This is a genomic window from Microbacterium sp. MRS-1, assembly GCF_000585455.1.
In the GTDB taxonomy this organism is placed as follows: Bacteria; Actinomycetota; Actinomycetes; order Actinomycetales; family Microbacteriaceae; genus Microbacterium; species Microbacterium laevaniformans.
This window is the reverse complement of sequence record NZ_JAUF01000041.1, coordinates 38,659-57,566: the sequence shown is the minus strand read 5'-3', so window position 1 is coordinate 57,566 and position 18,908 is coordinate 38,659. Positions and strand designations below refer to the sequence as shown.

16 protein-coding genes are annotated in these 18,908 nt (G+C 70.6%); 7 read left to right on the top strand and 9 right to left on the bottom strand.

The features are described from left to right. Nucleotides 1-62: 62 nt before the first annotated feature. A complete protein-coding gene (locus AS96_RS08845; protein ID WP_016464725.1) occupies nucleotides 63-704 on the bottom strand; it encodes an O-methyltransferase in 642 nt (213 codons plus the stop codon). Nucleotides 705-778: 74 nt separating this feature from the next. Between AS96_RS08845 and AS96_RS08840 the strand changes: the two genes are divergently transcribed. Further along, complete coding sequence (locus tag AS96_RS08840; RefSeq protein ID WP_036288532.1) at nucleotides 779-1,156, top strand: translocase; 378 nt, start codon at nucleotides 779-781, stop codon at nucleotides 1,154-1,156. Between the two features lie 10 nt (nucleotides 1,157-1,166). Here the strand turns inward: AS96_RS08840 and AS96_RS08835 are convergent, their stop codons facing one another. From AS96_RS08835 to AS96_RS08825, 3 genes are read right to left on the bottom strand one after another with little or no spacing between them, the layout of a single operon-like run. Then, the gene (locus tag AS96_RS08835) at nucleotides 1,167-2,357 is read right to left on the bottom strand and encodes a P-loop NTPase (protein ID WP_036288529.1); all 1,191 of its coding nucleotides are present in this window, start codon (nucleotides 2,355-2,357) and stop codon (nucleotides 1,167-1,169) included. Continuing rightward, nucleotides 2,354-2,893: a DUF1003 domain-containing protein gene (locus tag AS96_RS08830; RefSeq protein ID WP_036288526.1), complete on the bottom strand. Its 540-nt coding sequence runs from the start codon at nucleotides 2,891-2,893 to the stop codon at nucleotides 2,354-2,356. The genes AS96_RS08835 and AS96_RS08830 overlap by 4 nt, the downstream gene beginning before the upstream one ends. Beyond that, nucleotides 2,893-4,182, bottom strand: a complete 1,290-nt coding sequence (locus tag AS96_RS08825) for a magnesium transporter MgtE N-terminal domain-containing protein (protein ID WP_036288524.1) — start codon at nucleotides 4,180-4,182, stop codon at nucleotides 2,893-2,895. The genes AS96_RS08830 and AS96_RS08825 overlap by 1 nt, the downstream gene beginning before the upstream one ends. Before the next feature lie 98 nt (nucleotides 4,183-4,280). Here AS96_RS08825 and AS96_RS08820 point away from each other — a divergent pair, with 98 nt between their 5' ends. Together AS96_RS08820 and AS96_RS08815 are read left to right on the top strand one after the other, a co-directional pair. Then, nucleotides 4,281-4,952 carry a general stress protein gene (locus AS96_RS08820; RefSeq protein WP_036288554.1) on the top strand — a complete coding sequence of 224 codons (672 nt, stop codon included), beginning with the start codon at nucleotides 4,281-4,283 and terminating at the stop codon, nucleotides 4,950-4,952. Further along, entirely contained in the window at nucleotides 4,952-5,605 is a 654-nt protein-coding gene (locus tag AS96_RS08815) for an alpha/beta hydrolase family protein (RefSeq protein WP_036288522.1), read from the top strand. Before AS96_RS08820 ends, AS96_RS08815 begins: the two co-directional genes overlap by 1 nt. Before the next feature lie 6 nt (nucleotides 5,606-5,611). On the opposite strand, the gene AS96_RS08810 is transcribed toward AS96_RS08815, so the two are convergent. Further along, entirely contained in the window at nucleotides 5,612-7,042 is a 1,431-nt protein-coding gene (locus AS96_RS08810) for an aminopeptidase P family protein (RefSeq protein ID WP_036288520.1), read from the bottom strand. Between the two features lie 55 nt (nucleotides 7,043-7,097). After that, on the bottom strand, nucleotides 7,098-8,129 hold the full coding sequence (locus tag AS96_RS08805; RefSeq protein ID WP_036288518.1) for an endonuclease/exonuclease/phosphatase family protein: 1,032 nt from the start codon (nucleotides 8,127-8,129) through the stop codon (nucleotides 7,098-7,100). Nucleotides 8,130-8,220: 91 nt separating this feature from the next. Here AS96_RS08805 and AS96_RS08800 point away from each other — a divergent pair, with 91 nt between their 5' ends. Next, a complete protein-coding gene (locus AS96_RS08800; RefSeq protein ID WP_036288516.1) occupies nucleotides 8,221-9,102 on the top strand; it encodes a PHP domain-containing protein in 882 nt (293 codons plus the stop codon). Nucleotides 9,103-9,287: 185 nt separating this feature from the next. Here AS96_RS08800 and AS96_RS08795 read toward each other — a convergent pair whose 3' ends face one another. After that, nucleotides 9,288-10,811 (bottom strand): DEAD/DEAH box helicase, encoded by a 1,524-nt coding sequence (locus AS96_RS08795; protein WP_036288513.1) that lies wholly within the window; start codon nucleotides 10,809-10,811, stop codon nucleotides 9,288-9,290. Nucleotides 10,812-10,972: 161 nt separating this feature from the next. Between AS96_RS08795 and AS96_RS08790 the strand changes: the two genes are divergently transcribed. Beyond that, nucleotides 10,973-11,689, top strand: coding sequence for a ferritin-like fold-containing protein (locus AS96_RS08790; RefSeq protein WP_036288510.1), 717 nt, complete (start codon nucleotides 10,973-10,975; stop codon nucleotides 11,687-11,689). Between the two features lie 30 nt (nucleotides 11,690-11,719). Here the strand turns inward: AS96_RS08790 and AS96_RS08785 are convergent, their stop codons facing one another. Together AS96_RS08785 and AS96_RS08780 are read right to left on the bottom strand one after the other, a co-directional pair. Continuing rightward, nucleotides 11,720-12,010, bottom strand: coding sequence for a GlsB/YeaQ/YmgE family stress response membrane protein (locus tag AS96_RS08785; RefSeq protein ID WP_036288507.1), 291 nt, complete (start codon nucleotides 12,008-12,010; stop codon nucleotides 11,720-11,722). Nucleotides 12,011-12,027: 17 nt separating this feature from the next. Next, nucleotides 12,028-12,252, bottom strand: a complete 225-nt coding sequence (locus AS96_RS08780; RefSeq protein ID WP_036283262.1) for a DUF3107 domain-containing protein — start codon at nucleotides 12,250-12,252, stop codon at nucleotides 12,028-12,030. 175 nt (nucleotides 12,253-12,427) lie between these two features. On the opposite strand from AS96_RS08780, the gene AS96_RS08775 reads away from it, so the two are divergent. Both AS96_RS08775 and AS96_RS08770 read left to right on the top strand, forming a co-directional pair. After that, nucleotides 12,428-15,613: a UrvD/REP family ATP-dependent DNA helicase gene (locus AS96_RS08775; RefSeq protein WP_231477184.1), complete on the top strand. Its 3,186-nt coding sequence runs from the start codon at nucleotides 12,428-12,430 to the stop codon at nucleotides 15,611-15,613. Next, nucleotides 15,610-18,897 (top strand): ATP-dependent DNA helicase, encoded by a 3,288-nt coding sequence (locus tag AS96_RS08770; protein ID WP_036288504.1) that lies wholly within the window; start codon nucleotides 15,610-15,612, stop codon nucleotides 18,895-18,897. Before AS96_RS08775 ends, AS96_RS08770 begins: the two co-directional genes overlap by 4 nt. Nucleotides 18,898-18,908: the final 11 nt, after the last annotated feature.

The following is an 18,908-nucleotide window of genomic DNA, read 5'->3' as shown; positions in this document are numbered from 1 at the left end:
CGGTCTTCGGACCGACCCTTTTCCGTGTCCGGGGTGCGCCGATGGGCCCTCCCCGCGGAGGATCAGCGCAGTTCGGAGGCGACGGTCGTCAGCTGCAGGAGACCCTCGCCCACGATGGAGAGCGCACCGAGCACCGCCGGCGAGGCCTGGGTCTCCTTGATCAGCGTGCGAAAAGCCGTCGTCACGGGATCGCGCCGCACCGGGTCGGCGATCGCGCCGCCGGCGAGCACCCGAGGAATGAGCACGGTTCCGCCGGCGCGCACGAGGCGCAGGCCGTGTTCGACGTGGTCGATGACGCTCTCCGGATCGGCATCCACGAGGACGATGTCGTAAGACGCCTCGTTCATCCGGGGCAGCACGTCGCTGGCGAGGCCCGTGATGAAACGGGCGCGAGCGGGCAGTACTTTCGCGTCGGCGAATGCCGTGCGCGCCGCAGCCAGGTGCTCGGGCTCCTTGTCGATGGTGGTGAGAGTCGCGCGGGGTGCGCCGTGCAGCAGCCAGAGGCCGGACACCCCCGCACCCGTGCCGATCTCCACGACGTTCAAGGCCGCCGTCGCTGCGGCGATCACCGCGATCTGGGCTCCCACCGCCGGGCTGATCGGGGCCGCGCCGAGTTCGAGCGCATGCGCGCGGGCACGCTCGATCGCCTCGGGTTCGACGGTGACGTCGTCGACATACCTGCGGATCGCGTCCTGATCGGCCATGTGTTGTTCCTCCACTGCCCAGCGTACGGGGCGGTCGGCGTCGTATCCGACAGGCGCACGGGTAACCTGGAGGCATGTTCTTCGGCCTCGACCCGGACAAGCTCGTCCTGCTCCTGATCGTGGCCGCCCTCCTGGTCGGACCCGAGCGCCTCCCGCAGTACGCGGAGACCCTGGCGAAGTTCACGGTGCGCGCACGCGAGTGGCTGAGTGGTGCGAAGACGCGCGTGAAGGAGGAGCTCGGCGACGATTTCGACGACGTGGAGTGGCGTCGCCTCGACCCGCGTCAGTACGACCCGCGCCGCATCATTCGCGACGCCCTCCTCGATGATGCGCCCGTTCCCACCGTCCGGGCCGCCGCCGTCGGAACAGCGATCGCCGCCACCGCGTCGGCGCCACCCCTGTCGACGTTCGATCCGGACGGTGTGGTCCCGTTCGACGACGAGGCCACCTAAGCGCGGATCGTCAGCGCGGCGTGACCGGCAGCGACCTGCCGGCAAGGCCGCGCGGCGTCGTCGCGATCCGCTCGGCCAGTGCGGCGATCGCGCGTGCGGCCGCATCCTCCGGTCGTGAAACGACCACCGGGGCTCCCTCGTCGCCGCCGCGGCGCAGATCGACGCTGAGCGGAACGGAGGCGAGCAGCGGAACGACGTGGTCTGGCGTCGACAGCGACGCCGCCACCGCGTCACCACCACCGGCTCCGAACAGATCCAGGGTGCTGCCGTCGGGAAGCGTCATCGCCCCCATGTTCTCGACGACGCCGATCACCCGCTGACCGGTTTGCGCCGCCACGAGCCCGCTGCGCACGGCGACGTCGGATGCCGCGGTCTGCGGCGTCGTGATGACGAGCACGTCGGCGTGCGGCAGCAGTTGCCCGACCGAGATCGCCACGTCGCCCGTCCCCGGAGGCATATCGATGAGGAGCACGTCGAGGTCTCCGAAGAACACATCGGTCAGGAACTGCTGCACCGTGCGGTGCAGCATCGGGCCGCGCCAGGCCACGGCCGCGGAGACGGGCTGATCTCGCGGGAGGAACATCCCGATCGAGATCGCCTTCACGCCGAACGCGACGGGCGGGAGCATGAGGTCGTCGATGCGGGTGGGTGCGGGCGGGCGGCCCTCGGCATCCACGAGACCGAGCAGCCCAGGGATCGAGAAGCCGTGCACGTCGGCGTCGATCAGGCCGACAGCGAGCCCGCGCTGGGCCAGGGCGACGGCGAGGTTCGCGGTGATGCTGGACTTTCCGACACCGCCCTTGCCGCTCGTGACCGCGATGACGCGCGTCAGGGCGTCGGGCCCGAACGGCATGGTCCGCGCGGCACGGCCTCCGCGCAGCCGAGCGGTCAGCGCCTGGCGCTCTGGCGGCGACATCACCCCGACGACGACCTCGACATCGGATACGCCAGGCACGGTGGATGCCGCCGCGCGCACGTCCCGCTCAATGCGGTCGGCGGCGGGACATCCCACGATCGTCAGCGCGATCTCCACACGGGCGCGCGCGCCGCTGACACCGACGCTGCGGATCATGTCGAGTTCGGCGAGCGGACGGCGAAGCTCCGGGTCGATGACCGCGCCGACGGCCCGCCGGACGGCATCCGTGCGCGCATCGCCCTCGCCACCGGTGGCGTCGCCGGCGCCTGCGAGAGCAGACGTCACGGCTGGTCGGCCTTCTCGCCGCGGTGGTCACGGTCCCGGGAGTCCTCCAGCGACTCGAGCAGAGCCTTCAACTCCTGGCGCAGCACGTCGCGGGTGACGGCGTGTTCGGAGACGTCCGTCATCGCCATGTGCAGCGCGACGACCTCGCGGGCGAGGTACTCGGTGTCGGCGAGATTGCGCTCTGCGCGCTGACGATCCTGCTCGATCTGCACGCGGTCGCGGTCGTCCTGCCGGTTCTGGGCGAGAAGGATGAGGGGAGCGGCGTAGGACGCCTGCAGCGAGAGGATCAACGTGAGCAGCGTGAAGTTGTTCTCCGCCGCGTCGAACTGCATCTCGCGCGGCATTGCGGTGTTCCACCAGAGCCACACCGCAACGAATACGCTCATGCCGATGAGGAAGCCGGAGGTCCCCATCGCGCGGGCGAAGGCTTCGGAGAAGCGGCCGAACCGGTCGCGAGAGGGTTGCGGGCTGCGGCTCAGCATGCCCGCGCGCCCGCGCGGCGCGTCCAGCGAGAAGGTGCGGCGGTCCTTCGCCATCAGAGCCTCCTCGGGAGCGTCGCGGTGGTCGCGGGGGTGGTCAGCGCATCATCGTCGCCGTCGTGAGAGCGCCAGTCCTCGGGCAGCAGGTAGTCCAGCACGTCGTCGACGCTGACCGCTCCGACGAGGCGGTGCGCCGCGTCGACGACGGGGAGGGAGACGAGGTTGTAGCTCGCGAGCAGGCGTGCCACTTCGGCGGCGGATGCCGTGACGGGCACCGGGTCGAGCGTGTCATCGATGATCGCGCCGAGTCGCTCGTGCGGTGGATATCGCAGCATCCTTTGGAAGTGCACGGTGCCCAGCAGACGCCCCGTCGGAGTCTCGTACGGCGGGAGCGTCACGAAGACCGCCGCGGCCAGGGCGGGGTGCAACTCGTGGCGGCGGATCAGCGCGAGTGCCTCGGCGACGGTCGCATCGGCCGACAGGACGATCGGCTCGCTCGTCATCAGACCGCCCGCGGTGTCGGGGCCGTACTTCAGGAGGGCACGGACGTCCTCCGCCTCCTCCGGCTCCATCAGCTCGAGAAGCTCCTCTCGCTGCTCCTCCGGCAACTGCGCCAGAACGTCGGCGGCGTCGTCCGGCTCCATCTGATCGAGGATGTCGGCGGCGCGCTCATCGCCGAGAGCTTCGAGGATATGCACCTGGTCGTCTTCGGGCATCTCCTCCAGCGCGTCGGCGAGACGGCCGTCGGAGAGCTCCTCCGCGACTTCGAGAAGGCGCTCGTCGGGCAGGTCGAGCAGGGTGTTGGCGAGGTCGGCCGGCTTGAGCTCGGAGAAGGTCGCCACGAGCTGCTCCGCCGACTGCGCCTGCCCGGGCACAGCCTGTTCGCGCACATCGCCCCAGCTCGCGAACGTCGTCGGTCCCTTCGCGAACGGGGAGGCGCTGGTCTTGGGCTTGCGGAGGAAGAGTTGACCGATGTCCCACTCGCCGAGACGGTTGCGCTCGATCGCGACGTCCTCGATCACGGCATGGCCGGATCCGTCGGTGAAGTACACCCGACGACCGAGCAGCTCGCTCATGACGCGCACCTCGCCGCCGCGCTGCTGGAAGCGTCGAACGTTGATGAGTCCGGTCGTGATGACCTGGCCGGACTGGATCGAGGTGACGCGCCCGATCGACAGGAAGACGTGGCGACGCCCCGGGATCTCGACGACCAGGCCCACCACACGCGGCGGGTCGTCTTTTCGGTAGATGACGACCACGTCACGGACTTTGCCGAGCCGGTCGCCCGCGGGGTCGAAGACGGTGCAGCCCACCAGGCGCGCCACGAAAACCCTCTGCGTACTCACCTGACCAGCGTAGTCCGCGCCCATGGGGAACCGGGGCCACACGCACGATGCGCCGCGGCGGATGCACAGGGTGCGCATGCCAAGATGGTCGGGTGAGCATGTTGGGCGGAATACCCCAGGAACACGGCGAGAAGATCGCCGACTTCGCGACGTACCCGGCGGCGCAGAAGGCGGTGTCTCAGCTCGTGGAGGCGGATATCCCCGCCCGCGACATCGCGATCGTCGGCCATGGCCTGCGCTCCGTGGAGACCGTCACGGGGCGACTCGGGTACGCGGCGGCCGCGCGCTCGGGAGCAGTGAACGGCATCCTTCTGGGTCTGCTCTTCTCTGCCATCTTCGTGCTGGGTACGCCGAACGCGGCGATCCAGCTCTTCATCGGCGTCATGCTGGTGGGTATCGCACTGGGCATGCTGATGAGCATCATCACCTACTCGATCGTCCGCCGCCGGCGCGACTACACGTCGATCACGCAGGTGCTGGCCGACCGCTACGAGGTGACGGTTCTCCCGCGCAGCATCCACCGCGCCCGCGAAGTCGTCGGCAAGACGGTGACGCCTGCCGCCGCGCACCGCCCACCCGCGGCGCCGGTCCCCGCACCCACGCCCGACACGAGCACGCCTCCGCAGTACGGTGAGCGCGTCGATCCGCCGCAGTACGGCGAACGCCTGGCACCGCCCGCGACCACTCCGGCCGAACCGGCGACCCCTCCGACGGACGATGCCGCTGTCGGAGACGGCGGCGAACAGGGACCGACGCCGCCGGAGCGGTGATGGAGGTCGCGCTGCCGACAGGCGCCGTCGAGGTCTCGACGTCGCTGGACAAGGCGCTCGACCCGTGGGCCGTGATGGCGCTCGCTCACGGTGCGGGGGCCGGCATGGACCACCCGTTCTTGCTCGGCTTGGCCGCAGCCTGCGCACGCCAGGGCGTGAGCGTGATGCGCTTCGCGTTCCCGTACGCGCAAGCGGGCCGGAAGATGCCGGGCCCCGCCTCGCACGCGATCGCGACCTGGGCCGCCGTCGAGGCGGCAGCGCGCCAGGCGGTTGCCGGTGTGCCGTTCGTCGCGGCGGGCAAGTCCTACGGCGGACGCATGGCGTCGATGGCTGCCGCCGACGGAGCGATCGCGCCCGCGGCGCTGGTGTACCTCGGGTATCCGCTGCATCCGCCCGGCGCACCGGAGAAGCTCCGCGCCGACCACCTTCCGCAGATCACCGTCGCCCAGCTGTTCGTCGAAGGCACGAACGACCCGTTCATCCAGCCTCGGGCGCAGTACGATCAGGCCCTCAGCGGATGCCGAGACGCCAGCACCGTGTGGATCGACGGCGGCACCCACTCCTTCGAGGTCAAGGGCCGCCGCCGACCCGCCGACCAGATCGGTGCCGAGCTCGCGGACCTGATCGTCCCGTGGCTCCGTCAGCGCTTCTGAACGCCCTCAGCTGGTGACGGTACGCCCCGCGACCCAGGCCTCGACCTCGTCGGCGGTGCGCGGAATGCCCGCAGACAGGTTCACCGGGCCGTCGGCAGTCATGAGGATGTCGTCCTCGATGCGCACGCCGATACCGCGGAACTCTTCCGGAACGGTCAGATCGTCGATCTGGAAGTAGAGCCCCGGCTCGATCGTGAAGACCATTCCCGGCTCCAGAATCCCGTCGTAGTACATCTCGCGGCGCGCCTGGGCGCAATCGTGCACGTCGAGCCCCAGGTGATGACTCGTGCCGTGGACCATGTAGCGGCGGTGCTGACCGCCGTTGTCGGCATCGAGCGCTTCCTCTGCGGTGACCGGCAGCAGGCCCCACGCGGCCACGCGCTCCGCGATGACACGCATGGCCGCTTCGTGAACCGAACGGAACGTCACCCCGGGCCGTGCCGCCGCGAAAGCGGCGTCGGCCGCCTCCCGAACGGTCTCGTAGATCATGCGCTGGACGGGGGAGAAGGTGCCGCTGACCGGAATCGTGCGGGTGATATCGGCGGTGTAGAGGCTGTCGACCTCGGCGCCGGCGTCGATGAGAATGAGGTCGCCAGGAAGGACGGCGCCGTCGTTGCGCGTCCAGTGCAGGTAGCAGGCGTGCGGACCGGATGCCGCGATCGTGTCGTACCCCTCGCCGTTGCCCTCGATACGGGCGCGATGGTGGAAGATGCCCTCCACCGCACGCTCGCCGCGCGGGGTCTGGATGATCCGCGGGAGATCGGCGACGATGTCGTCGAAGCCGCGAGCGGTGACCTCGACGGCGAGGCGCAGCTGGGCGATCTCGTAGTCGTCCTTGACGAGCCGCAGCTCGGAGACGACGCGCGTCAGTTCCGGGTCCTCGTCCAGAACGAGGTCACTCTCTGTCGCCGCGAAGTCTTCGAGCGGGGCGGTGGTCAGTCCCAGCTCGCCGGCGACGCCCGCCAGGGCCGGGCGCGGCCCGATCCAGAACTCGCCGATGGTCGCGTCGCTGTAGAACTCGGCCGTGGTCCGGTCGGCGCGCTCGCGCAGGTAGAGCGTCACGTCGTGGCCGTCGCCGCTCTCACGCGGATCGAAGACGAGGACCGAGTCGGGCACGCTGTCGCTCGCCCAGCCGGTGAGGTGGGCGAACGCCGAGTGCGCGCGGAACGGGTAGTCGGTGTCGTTGGATCGCTGCTTGTATGTTCCTGCCGGCAGCACGAGGCGCTGCCCGGGGAAGGCTGCCGAGACGGCCGCACGCCGCGCCGCCGTGTACGGGACCTGCGGTCGCGGCGAGGGTGTGAGTTCGGGCCGTTCGGCCCAGCCGGTCGAGATGGCGTCGAGGAAGCCGCGCGGGAACGGCTGCTTGCGGTTGGCGTTCTCAACGGGTGCGCCGGCGGTGTCGGTCGTGGCGATCGTGTCGCTCTCGCTCGTGCTCATGGGACAAGTCTCGCACCTCCTCCCTTCGTCGGAGGGCGGCCGGCGGCCCCGGGGTCTACCCTTCGGCCTCGTACTGCACGACGAGCGGACGGTGGTCGCTGCCACTCCCATCCAGCGAGCCGAGCACGACCGATCCGGTCGGCTTCCAGTTCGCCGTCGCCATGATGTGATCGATCGGGGTGCCGATCAGTGGGGGCAGCGACGTGGACCACGTTCCCACCGCGCCGGAACCGGTGCGTGCCGCGGCATCCGTGCATCGGCCCAGGTCGCCGCCGTCGACGCCCAGACGAGCCATGTTGTCGACCGTGGCGTTGAAGTCTCCGGCCATGATCACGTCATCGCTCGCGCACTGATTGGCGATCCAGGTCAGGTCGCTGCGCCAGTCCGACATGCGGTCCTGACGCGGCGCGACCGCGTGGACGGCGACGATCGTGGGTCCGCTGCCGTCGATGGGCATCGCGACGACGCTGGGGACGGCCGAGGTGTTGGTCGCGCCGTCGGAGGTGGACGCCACGACGGCGTAGTCGCCGAGGGTGGGGGAGATGAGCAGGGTCGTCGAGTTCGCGGCCCAGTCCGGATATCCAGGACGCTCACCGTAGTTCTCGTGATGCGCCCACATCGGTGCGCCCATCTCGCGCATCGCGATCGCCACGGCTTCACCGGTCTCGATGGTCGTCTCCGGTAGAGCGACGACGTCGGCCTTCATCGCCACAGCGGTTCGGGCGATGAGGTCGGCATCGGTGGCGGCGCCGGCGGTGTTCCAGGTCATCACGCGGATGCTGGAATCCGTCGCCGGCGGCAGGCTTCCGGTCCCCACCCCGCGCACGAGGAGGACGCCGCCGTTCGCGAGGGCACCGAGCAGGGCGATGACCGCGATCGCGCCCGCGAACGCCCGGAGCGGGCGCACGAGGGCGAGCAGCAGACCGAGCACGAACACGACAGCGAGAACCATGACGACGACGGGGCGCAGGGAGACGATCTGTGCGAACGGGAAGGTCTGCTCGAGGCGGAAGAACTGCGGCCACGTGACGACCGCGGTGGCGATCGCGGCGGCCACCGTCACGAGGATTCCGAGCAGGCGCAGCACGTGGGGGACTCTACGCCAATGCTCCTGGGAGTTCCCGGACCGCGAATGCCGCAGGCGGGAGCCCCGCACGAGCCGGCGGTACGCTCGGGGGATGGTCGTGTCGTCGGTTCCGGAGCGGATGCCGCGGTTTCGCGGGCCCAGCGACCTGCACCTGCACTCCGACCATTCGGACGGTACTGAGCCTCCGGCGCGGGTGATGGCCGCCGCGCATGCGGTGGGTCTCCACACCGCCGCACTGACCGACCACGACACCACGTCGGGCTGGTCCGAGGCCGCAGAGGCGGCCGCCTCGCTGGGCATGACGTTGATTCCGGGCATGGAGCTGTCGGCTCGTCACGAGTGGCGCAGCATCCACGTGCTCGCCTACCTGTTCGAACCGGAGCATGCGGGGTTGCGTGCGCTGACCGACCGGATCCGCCACTCGCGTCTGACCCGCGCCCAGACGATGGCCGAGCGGATCGGTCGTGACTACGATCTCACCTGGGACGACATCCTCGCGCAGACGACGGTGGGGGCGACCGTGGGGCGCCCGCACCTGGCCGACGCGCTCATCGCGCGCGGCTACGTCCGCGATCGGGGGGAGGCCTTCGCCGGCATCCTGCACCCCGGCAGCGACTACTACGTCGACCTGTATGCGCCGGATCCGGTGACCGCGGTGTCCGCTGTCGTGGATGCCGGAGGTGTGCCGATCATCGCTCATCCGGCCGGCCGCGGCGGGCTGCTCCCCGCCCAGCTGCTGGGTCGCATGCTCGACGCCGGGCTCGCGGGATTCGAACTCGGTCATCGGGAAAATCGCGAGCCGGCTCTCGGGGCGCTGCGCACGCTCGCGGCGGAGCGGGATCTCATCGTGACCGGCTCCAGCGACTATCACGGGTTGGGAAAGCCGAACCAGCCGGGCGAGTTCACGACCGCCGACGAGATGGTGCAGCGCATCATCGAGAGGGCGACGGGCAGCGCGCCCGTCTTCGCCTGACGACGCGATGCAGCACTCCACTCCGCTCGAGCGGCTGTGGTGGCGGCGCCGGGCCGGGACGCGCGAACTCCGCAGATGGTGACGAACTCCGCATCGGGTCGCCGATGTGGATGCGGAGGACGTGCGATTCTGCGGAGTTCGTGCGGCGTGAGCGTCCGGCGCGGTGGCCACCGCGGGCCGTGGGGTCAGGCGCCGGCGACGGGGGGAGCGGCCGGCGCGCCGCCAGCCGCGCCGCGGCGGCGCCGACGGCGACGCGCGGGGGCGGGCTTGCCGTCGTGGTGCTCGCTGCCGGTGCCGTCGTGCGTACCGGCGCCGTCGGCGGAGCGGGAAGCGTCATCGGACGTGGATGCGGCGGCATCCGCGCCCGCCGATGCACCCTCGGCGAACGTCGAGCCGACCGCTGACGATCCGGAGCGACGGCGACGACGACGACGCGTGCCGGCCTCACCGGTTCCGTCGGCCGCGGCATCTACCGCCCGCTCGGGTGCCGGGCGCTGCGTGCGCACCGACTCCGTCTTGGGCGCCTTGGCGATGCGGCCCTTGGTGCCCGCCGGGATGTCCAGGTCGGTGAACAGGTGCGGGCTGGAGGAGTACGTCTCGACGGGTTCGGGCTGCCCGAACTCGAGGGCGCGGTTGATGAGCGCCCACTTGTGCAGGTCGTCCCAGTCGACGAACGTGACGGCGATACCCGCCTTGCCCGCACGGCCGGTGCGTCCGGCGCGGTGCAGGTAGGTCTTCTCGTCGTCCGGGATCGTGTGGTTGATGACGTGGGTCACATCGTCGACGTCGATTCCGCGCGCCGCGACGTCCGTCGCGATGAGCACGTCCTTCTTGCCGGCCTTGAACGCGGCCATCGACCGCTCGCGCGCCTCCTGGCTCATGTCGCCGTGCACCGCGCCCGCGTTGAACCCGCGGTCGTTCAGCTCGTCCACCAGCTTCTGAGCGGCGCGCTTGGTGCGGGTGAAGACGACCGTCTTGCCGCGACCCTCTGCCTGCAGGATGCGGGCGATCACCTCATCCTTGTCGAGCGAGTGCGCCCGGTAGACCAGGTGCTTGATGTTCGCCTGCGTCAGACCCTCGTCGGGATCGGTCGCCCGGATGTGGATCGGGTTGCTCATGAACCGGCGTGCGAGAGCGACGATCGGGCCGGGCATTGTCGCGGAGAACAGCTGGGTGTGACGCACCGGTGCGACCTTCTGGAAGATCTTCTCGATGTCGGCCAGGAAGCCGAGGTCGAGCATCTTGTCGGCCTCGTCGAGGACGACCTCGACCGCACCGCTCAGATCGAGCAGACGCTGGTTGTTGAGGTCGATGAGGCGGCCCGGCGTGCCGACCACGATCTGCGCGCCGGCTTTCAGCTGGTCGATCTGGCCTTCGTACGCCTTGCCGCCGTAGATGGCGACCACGCTCGTGGAGCGGTTCTGGGTGAGCATGTCCATGTCTTCGTAGACCTGGACGGCCAGCTCGCGGGTCGGAACGACGATGAGCGCCTTCACACCCGGGGCGGGATCGAGGCCCAGTCGCTGGACCACGGGAATGCCGAAGCCGAACGTCTTGCCGGTGCCCGTCTTGGCCTGGCCGATGATGTCCTGGCCGGGCAGCCCCAGAGGAATCGTCTGCTCCTGAATGGGGAAGGCGTCCACGATGCCCTTGGAGGCGAGGGCCTCCACGATGTCGGGATCGATTCCGAGTTCAGCGAATGTCGTCACAGTACGTGCCTGTCTGGCGGTGAGAAGCCGCCGGTGAGGAAGTCCACGCCTTCTACTCATCCGCAGGCGCGGGGGTCTCGATCCATCGCCGAGACCTGACCAGCCTACCGGAGGGCGTCGCGACGACCTCGGAAGCGGCGGGTCGCATCTAGGCTGGGGGCGTGGTGACCTGGCCCTGGCAGCGCGATCGCACCGTCGCACGTACGCTGCGCGTGCGCTCTCGCGGCGACTTCGGTGACGTCCGGCGCGTCGACTTCGAAGAGCTGGCTCCCGACATCGACACCTTCCTCGGCCAAGCCGCCTACCTCCAGCTCGGCTACTTCGAGACGCTCAGCGAGCTGATCGCACCGACCCCCGAGCTGACGCAGAAGGAGTCGATCTCGGTGGCGGCCGGGGCGGCGCTGCACAAGCACCGCGCGATCCTCGCGCTGATCCGCGAACGCGGCGACGATCCCGTCGACCTCATGCTGCCCTTCCGTGAGCCCCTCGACGCGTTTCGTCGGTCGACGCATGGTGCACGCTCGCTCGAGACGATGCTCTCGGTGCACATCACGGCGGGCATGCTCGACGACTTCTACCTCGCGCTTTCTTCCAGCTACGGCCAGACTGGTCGGCGGGTCGCGGACATCCTGCGCGGCGACGACGACCGGCAAGCCCTCGTCGACATCATCACCGACGCGATCGCCGCCGACGAGCAGTGGAAGTCGCTGCTCGCGCTGTGGGGTCGTCGCCTCGTGGGCGACACGCTCCTCATCGCGCGCGCCGCCCTTCGTCCTCAGACCCTGGATGCCGCGGAGGAGCGCAAGGTCGAGCCGGTGTTCACCGACCTTCTCGGTGCGCACTCGCGTCGCATGTCTGCGATGGGGCTCGACGCCTGACGGTCAGCCCCGCGCGGCGCAGCAGCGACCTCAGGAGATCTTCAGCCGTAGCCGCTCGCGCGCATCGTGGTTCGCACGCGTGCGCGTGAGGACGGCCAGAACCGCGGGTACGACGATCGCGGGGACGGCGATCGAGAGGATCCACAGCCACGGGTCGAGTGTCGTCTGACCGGCCCAGGTGAGGGTCATCCAGACCAGACCACCCAGGACAGCACCGAGCACCGGTGCCACGGCGCTACCGCGCGCGGTGCGTCCGGGCATCAGATAGTGCATCACCGCGCCGTAGGCGCCGCCGAAGATGAATGCGAGGAGGATGTCCACGGGTCGTCCTCCGACGCTCAGGCCACGAAGCCGACGCGGCGGGACTCCTCCGTGCCGACCTCGATGAACGTGATGCCGGTCGTCGGGACGATGTAGGTGTTGCCCTTGACGTCGGTGAAGGTGACGAAGGACTCCGAGGCCTCGAGAGCCTTCTGGATCGTGCTCGTCACGGCATCCGCCGACTGGGCCGACTCGAAGCTGAGCTCTCGAGCGGTGTTCGCGATGCCGATGCGGATCTCCACGGTGATTGCCTCACTTCTGTTCATGACCCGCCGCCGTCGGCGGGCGGAGCGGACCGGTACGCCGGCCGCACCTCGACTCTACGACACCGGATCGGGCGCGGGATCGCGCGCACGGCAGTGCGCCGCTCGCTGTGCGCGAACGCTCGTGTCGGTGTGTCCGGCTAGCGTGAGGGGCATGGATCGTGTGACGTGGGATGCCGCTCAGCGTGCCGTCATCGACCTTCCCGCCGACGCGTCCGGCGTCGTGGTGGGCGCCCCGGGATCGGGCAAGACCGCGACCGCGATCGCGCGGGTCGGCGCGCTCGTTCGGCCGTCGGCGGACGAAGCGCACGGCATCCTGCAGCCGGACGAAGTGCTCGTGCTGACGCCATCGCGCGCCTCCGCGACTGCGCTGCGAGACCGCCTCGCCCTCGCCGTCGGCGTCGCCACACCCGGCGCGTTGGCACGCTCGATCGTGGCGTTCGGCTATCAGATCGTCCGCGCCGAGGCCGTCCATCGTGGCGAGCCGGTGCCCCAGTTGCTGACCGGTCCGGACGAGGACCAGGTGATCGCCGATCTGCTGGCCGGAGACGCCGAGGATGAGATCGACGGGATCGTGCGGTGGCCGCTCTCGCTGCCGGCGGCCGTGCGCTCCACGCGCACGTTCCGCGCCGAGCTGCGCGCTCTGCTCGCCGAGTGCGCGCAGCTCGGAGTCTCCGCCGATCACCTGGCGGATCTTGCCGCGCGGCACGGCGTCGCGGAGTGGGCGGCGGCGGCATCCTTCTCGCGGGAGTACCTGTATGCGCGCGACCGCATGCGCGGAGCCCATCGCGACGCCGCGGGCCTCGTCCGTGAGGCGCTGGGCCTCGTCCGCACGCTTCCGGCCGACGCGCCGGGGCTCGCCGCGTTGGAGCGACTGCGGGCGATCGTCGTGGACGACGCCCAGGAGCTGACTCTCGGCGGCGTGGAACTGCTCGAGGCCTGCCGCGCGCGGGGCGTGGCGGTGCTCGCGTTCGGTGATCCGGATGTCGGTTCGGGAAGCTTCCGCGGCGCCAGTCCGGAGAACTTCTCGCGCCTGGCAGCCGCCGGGCCCGTGTACGTCCTCGACCACATGCACCGCGGCTCCGAGGCCCAGCGACGTCTGATCGCCGCGGTCACGGCCCGCATCGGTGCCGCCGGGGTGGTCGCGCACCGCCTGCGCCCTCCCGCCACCGGTGATGCTCCGGAGGAGGGCGAAGACGACAGCGTCCGCACCGTCACGGCCCGCTCCGCGTCGGAAGAGCACGACGTCATCGCGCGCCTGCTCCGAGAGCGCCACGTCCACGACGCGGTGCCGTGGTCGGCGTGCGCCGTCATCGCCCACGACAGCCGACAGGTTGCGGCACTCGAAGCCGAGCTCGCCGCCCGCGAGGTGCCCACGCGCACCCGCGGGCAGCGACGTCTGGCTCAGGCCCGGGCAGTGGCGGATCTGTTGCGCGTCGCGCTGCTGGCCGAGCTCGAGCCCACCGCCTGGACTCTCGAGGACGCCGTCGACGCCCTCCGCGCCGGAGGGATGGATCCGGTCGAGATCCGGCGACTGCGCGCCGCCCTGCGGCTGTCGGCGCTGGCCGGTGACCCGTCGGTGGGCGAGCAGGCCCCCGACGAGCCGGTCACCTCCAGCGCCGATCTGCTCGTGTCCGCACTGGGGCATCCGGTCGCGTTCGCGCTGCTCGACACGCGAGAGGGACGCCGCGCCGAACGGATCGCGCGCACCCTCGCCGACGTTCACGCACAATGGGACCTCGTTCATGCGGGCGGCGCCGAGGCGCCCACCGCGCACGAGATCCTGTGGGGCGCGTGGCAAGGTCTGGGCGTCGAGCGGGCATGGGTCGCCGCCGCGGAGGGCTCCGGTCCGCTCGCCGCGCAAGCCGGCCGCGAGCTGGATGCGCTGGTGGCCCTCTTCCAGGCCGCCAAACGTCACGGTGAGAGAGCGGACGGCACCTCACCCGGGGTGTTTCTGCGCGGCATCCTCGATTCCGACGTCGCCGAGGACCGGCTGGCCGACGATTCGACCGCGGATGCCGTCGACATTCTCACCCCGGCCGGCGCGGTCGGCGCCGAGTACGACACCGTCGTGGTCGCGGGTGTCCAGGAGGGCGTCTGGCCGAACCTCCGCGCGCGAGGGAGCCTGCTGCAGACCTGGCGGCTGGCGGCACTCGCCGCCGGCGCGGCGCCCGGTGTCACCGAGACACTCGATCGGCGACGCGGCGTGCTGCACGACGAGTTGCGGCTGTTCGCCCGCGCCTGCTCCCGTGCGCGCCGACGACTCGTCGTGACCGCGGTCGACGATGACGATACGGGGCCGAGTCCGCTCTTCGAGCTTCTTCCGCCGGCTCAGCCGGCGGCGCGCTCCGCCGCGCATCCCCTGACCCTGCGAGGACTCGTGGCGCAGCACCGGCGCACGCTTTCGGAGCGTCGAGCCGACCCGTCCGCGCAGCGCGCCGCCGCCGAGCAGTTGCGGCTGCTCGCTGCGGCCGGCGTCCCGGGCGCCGCCCCCGAAGAGTGGTACGGCATCGCGCCCGTGACATCCACGGCACCGCTGCGCGATCTCACGCGGGAGGACGTGCGCGTCTCGCCGTCGCGGCTCCAGAGCGTGGAGGAGTGCCAGCTCAACTGGCTGCTCGCCGACCTGGGGGCCGATGACGGGGGAGCTGTGGCGGGCCTCGGCACGCTGGTGCATGCGGCGATGGAACGTGCGGAGAGTTCCGACGAAGATGCGCTGTGGGCGATCGTGGACGCGCGCTGGAGCGAACTGGAGTTCGAGTCCGCCTGGCGGGAGCGTGCGGAGCGCGCACGGGCACGCGAACTCGTCCGACGACTGTCGGTGTATCTGCGGCGGTTCGAGTCCGCGGGCGGAAGCGTCATCGGTTCGGAGCCGCATTTCGAGGTTCCGGTCGCCCTCGATCCGGTCGGCAGCCACGGCGCCATCGTCAGCGGGTACATCGATCGCGTGGAGCGCACCGCCTCGGGGGAGGTGGTGATCGTCGACTTGAAGACGGGTAAGCGCGAACCGCAGACCGACGCGAAGGTGGTCGACAATCCGCAGCTCGCCGCGTATCAGCTCGCGCTCGATGAGGGCGCCATCCCCGAGGCTGCCGGTCTCACCCCCGGCGGCGCGAAGCTGCTCGTCTTGCGCCCGTCGGCGGCCACGAAGGACTACGTGGAACCCCGCCAGCCGCCGCTGGATGATGCCGCCCGCGACGCGTTCCTCGCGCGGGTGCGTGAGGCGGCGACCGTCATGAGCGGCGCGGAGTTCTCGGCGCCGTATGAGGAGCACTGTCGTGACGATCACTCCTACGGCCTCTGTCGGATCCACACGATCAACGCGGTGAGCGCCTCATGAGCATCGTCTCGCCCGCCGCACTCGCGGCCGCCCTCGGTCAGTTCCCGCCCACCGATGAACAGGCGCGCGTGATCGCCGCGCCCCTCTCGCCCGCGCTCGTCGTCGCCGGCGCCGGCAGCGGCAAGACCGAGACCATGGCGGGGCGGGTCGTCTGGCTCGTGGCGAACGGCCTCGTTCCGCGTGATGCGGTGCTCGGTCTGACGTTCACCCGCAAGGCCGCGGGCGAGCTGGCCGAGCGCGTGCATCGACGACTGCAGCGGCTCGCGGAGTTCGAACGCCGTGGGCTTGTTCCCCACCTCGAGACGCTCCATGCGCGGGGGCATCTCGACGTCCTCGGCGAGATCGAGCGCAGCGGTGCGCCGTCACCGTCCCGGTTCGCCGTCCTCGATCAGCTCGTCGCCGTCACTGGCGCCGCCGCGGTCGCGGACGACCTGTCGGCGGACGCACTGCTGGAGCGGCCGACCGTCTCCACGTACAACAGCTTCGCCGACAGCATCGTGCGTGAGCACGCCGTGAGACTCGGCCGTGACGCTGAGGCCGCGGTTCTCAGCGAGTCCGCAGCCTGGCTGCTGATGCGGCGCGTCGTGCTCGAGTCCGACGATCCGCGGCTGGAGGTGCGCGAGGAGGCGCTGCGCTCGATCATCGACGCCGCACTGCGGATCGCCCGCGACGCCGCCGACAACCGGGTCGACCTCGACGAGCTGGCGCGCTTCCCGGCGCGCTTCTCAGACGTCCTGGAACGCCCCTCGACGTCGGCCCGCGTCACCGTGTACGCCGATATCGCGAAAGCGCACGTCGCCGTGGGCGCACTCGACCTCCTCGCCGACCTGGCGCGGGAGTACGCCCGGCGAAAGCTCCGCCACGGCGTGATCGACTTCTCCGACCAGGTGGCCGGAGCCTGCGACATCATCGATGCGCACCCGGCGGTCGGCGAGGAGCTGAGGGACCGTTATCGCGTCGTGCTGCTGGACGAATACCAGGACACGTCCGTCGTGCAGACCCAGCTGCTCGCCTCCGCCTTCCGCGACGCGGCGGTGATGGCGGTCGGCGACCCCCATCAGTCCATCTACGGCTGGCGAGGGGCCAGCGCCGGCAACCTCGGCGACTTCGCGACGGCATTCAGCACCACCGGTGCGGCCGAGACCTTCGCTTTGATGACGAGCTGGCGCAACAGTGTCGACGTGTTGCGTGCGGCCGACGCCGTGCTGGCGCCCCTCGCCGAGAGCGTTCCGGTCGCCGTCGAAGGCCTGCGGCCGCGTCCGGGTGCGGGCTCGGGCGAGGTGGAGATCCACATCGACACCGACATCGACGCGGAGGCCGATGCGGTGGCGGACTGGTTCGCGCGCGTACGGCATGAGCGCGCGCGAGCGGGCGCCGCGACGACGGGGGCCGTGCTCTTTCGCAGCAAGAAGCACATGGTGCATTTCGCCGATGCCCTGGGCCGGCGCGGCATCCCGCATCGTATCCTCGGCCTCGGCGGGCTGTTGTCCACGCCGGAGGTGGTCGATGTCGTCGCGACGCTCCGGGTCATCAGCGACCCGCGTGCGGGGTCGTCGCTGATCAGGTTGCTCGCCGGTCCGCGCTGGGGGATCGGCGTGGCAGATCTGCGGGCGTTGAGTGAGCTGTCCCGGCGGATCAGCCGTCACGACGGCGCCCTCCAGCCGCTGCATCCCGACATCGTCGCGCGGATGCGGACGTCGGCGGGGGATGATCAGGGCTCGCTCGTCGACGCTCTCGACTTCTTCCTCCGTCACGGCGCCGACCACGGCTGGCTGAGCGACTTCACCGCGGCGGCACGAGAACGCCTCCGCGAGGCGGCGGCCGTCTTCGCCAGTCTGCGTCGGCACGCGACACTGCCGATTCCCGAGCTCGTGCGGATGATCGAGCTCGAACTCCGGCTGGATATCGAGCTGGCCGCGAACGAGGCACGCGGTCCGGCGCGGGTGGCCGGTGACCAGTTGCGCGCCTTCGTCGACGAGTTGCACGGCTTTCTGGCGACCGACGAGCGCGGGTCGCTGCCCAGCCTTCTCGCCTGGCTCGACCATGCCGAGCGTCTCGATGAGTTCGCGCCGCGCACCGAGCCGCCGGAGGACGATGTCGTGCAGTTGCTCACGATCCATGGATCGAAGGGCCTCGAATGGGATGCCGTGGCCGTCGTCCGACTGGTCGAGGATGAGCTGCCGACCCGGCCCAAAGACACACGCGGATGGCTCGGGTTCGGCGTTCTTCCGTACGAGTTCCGCGGCGATGCCGACTGGCTCCCCGCCTTTCGCTGGGGTGCTGACCAGTCCCCGACGCAGCAGGACCTCTCCCGTGCGCTGGACGACTTCGTCGCGGCCGGGCGCGCGCGCCAGCGGGAGGAGGAGCGTCGGCTCGCGTACGTCGCCGTGACCCGTGCGCGGGATCACCTGTTTCTGAGCGCTTCGCACTGGTCGGGGACGAAGTCGCCGCGTCGCCCGAGCGCCTTCCTGGAGGAGATGGCCGCTGCTCTGGGCCGGACGATCGTGCCTGACGTCGACCCGGGCGACAACCCCTTCGAGGGTCGCCGCCGCCTCCTGCAGTGGCCGCTCGATCCCCTCGGGGCCCGGCGCGGCACCGTCGCCGCCGCAGCCGAGGAGGTAGGACGAGCTGCGCAGGCCGAGCCCACGGCTGAACTCGCCCTCCTGCTCGCCGAGCGTGCCGAGCGGGAACGCCGGGCGCGACCGGCGGCGCCGGTGCGCATCCCGGCATCCCGCTTCAAGGACTTCCTCGGCGACGCGCCGGCCCTGCGCCGTCCGCTGCCCGAGCGTCCCTATCGCCAGTCGCGGCTCGGGACGGCTTTCCACTCGTGGGTCGAGCAGCGCTCGGGCGTCGTGGGCGCCGGCACCTCGCTCGATGACGCGCTGTGGGATGAGGACGCATCCGACACCGCGGCCGTCTCCGACGGCGGTCCGGCATCGACAGAGCTCGCCGAGCTGCAGGAGCGTTTTCTGGCCTCCGAGTGGGCATCGTTGCGGCCGTTGGAAGTGGAGACGGAGATCGACGTCACGATCGAGGACGCTCTCGGAGACGGTCGACCGCACGTCGTGATCTGCAAGCTCGACGCCGTCTACCGGCGCGGCGATCGCATCGAGATCGTCGACTGGAAGACGGGCCGTGCGCCGCGCACCGCCGCCGAGCGGGATGAGCGGATGATCCAGCTGCGCCTGTACCGCGAGGCGTACCACGCGAAGCACGGCATTGCGCGCGAGCAGATCGATGTGGTGCTCTTCTACGTCGCGGAAGGCCTCATCCTGCGCGATTGAGGTCGCGGCGG

What these genes read in the sequence shown, in the direction of transcription:
- AS96_RS08845 (WP_016464725.1), bottom strand. Translation starts at nt 704, where the DNA reads ATGGCCGATCAGGACGCGATCCGCAGGTATGTCGACGACGTCACCGTC.
- AS96_RS08815 (WP_036288522.1), top strand. Translation starts at nt 4,952, where the DNA reads ATGGAGGTCGCGCTGCCGACAGGCGCCGTCGAGGTCTCGACGTCGCTG.
- AS96_RS08830 (WP_036288526.1), bottom strand. Translation starts at nt 2,893, where the DNA reads ATGGCGAAGGACCGCCGCACCTTCTCGCTGGACGCGCCGCGCGGGCGC.
- AS96_RS08800 (WP_036288516.1), top strand. Translation starts at nt 8,221, where the DNA reads ATGGTCGTGTCGTCGGTTCCGGAGCGGATGCCGCGGTTTCGCGGGCCC.
- AS96_RS08810 (WP_036288520.1), bottom strand. Translation starts at nt 7,042, where the DNA reads ATGAGCACGAGCGAGAGCGACACGATCGCCACGACCGACACCGCCGGC.
- AS96_RS08775 (WP_231477184.1), top strand. Translation starts at nt 12,428, where the DNA reads ATGGATCGTGTGACGTGGGATGCCGCTCAGCGTGCCGTCATCGACCTT.
- AS96_RS08770 (WP_036288504.1), top strand. Translation starts at nt 15,610, where the DNA reads ATGAGCATCGTCTCGCCCGCCGCACTCGCGGCCGCCCTCGGTCAGTTC.
- AS96_RS08840 (WP_036288532.1), top strand. Translation starts at nt 779, where the DNA reads ATGTTCTTCGGCCTCGACCCGGACAAGCTCGTCCTGCTCCTGATCGTG.
- AS96_RS08820 (WP_036288554.1), top strand. Translation starts at nt 4,281, where the DNA reads ATGTTGGGCGGAATACCCCAGGAACACGGCGAGAAGATCGCCGACTTC.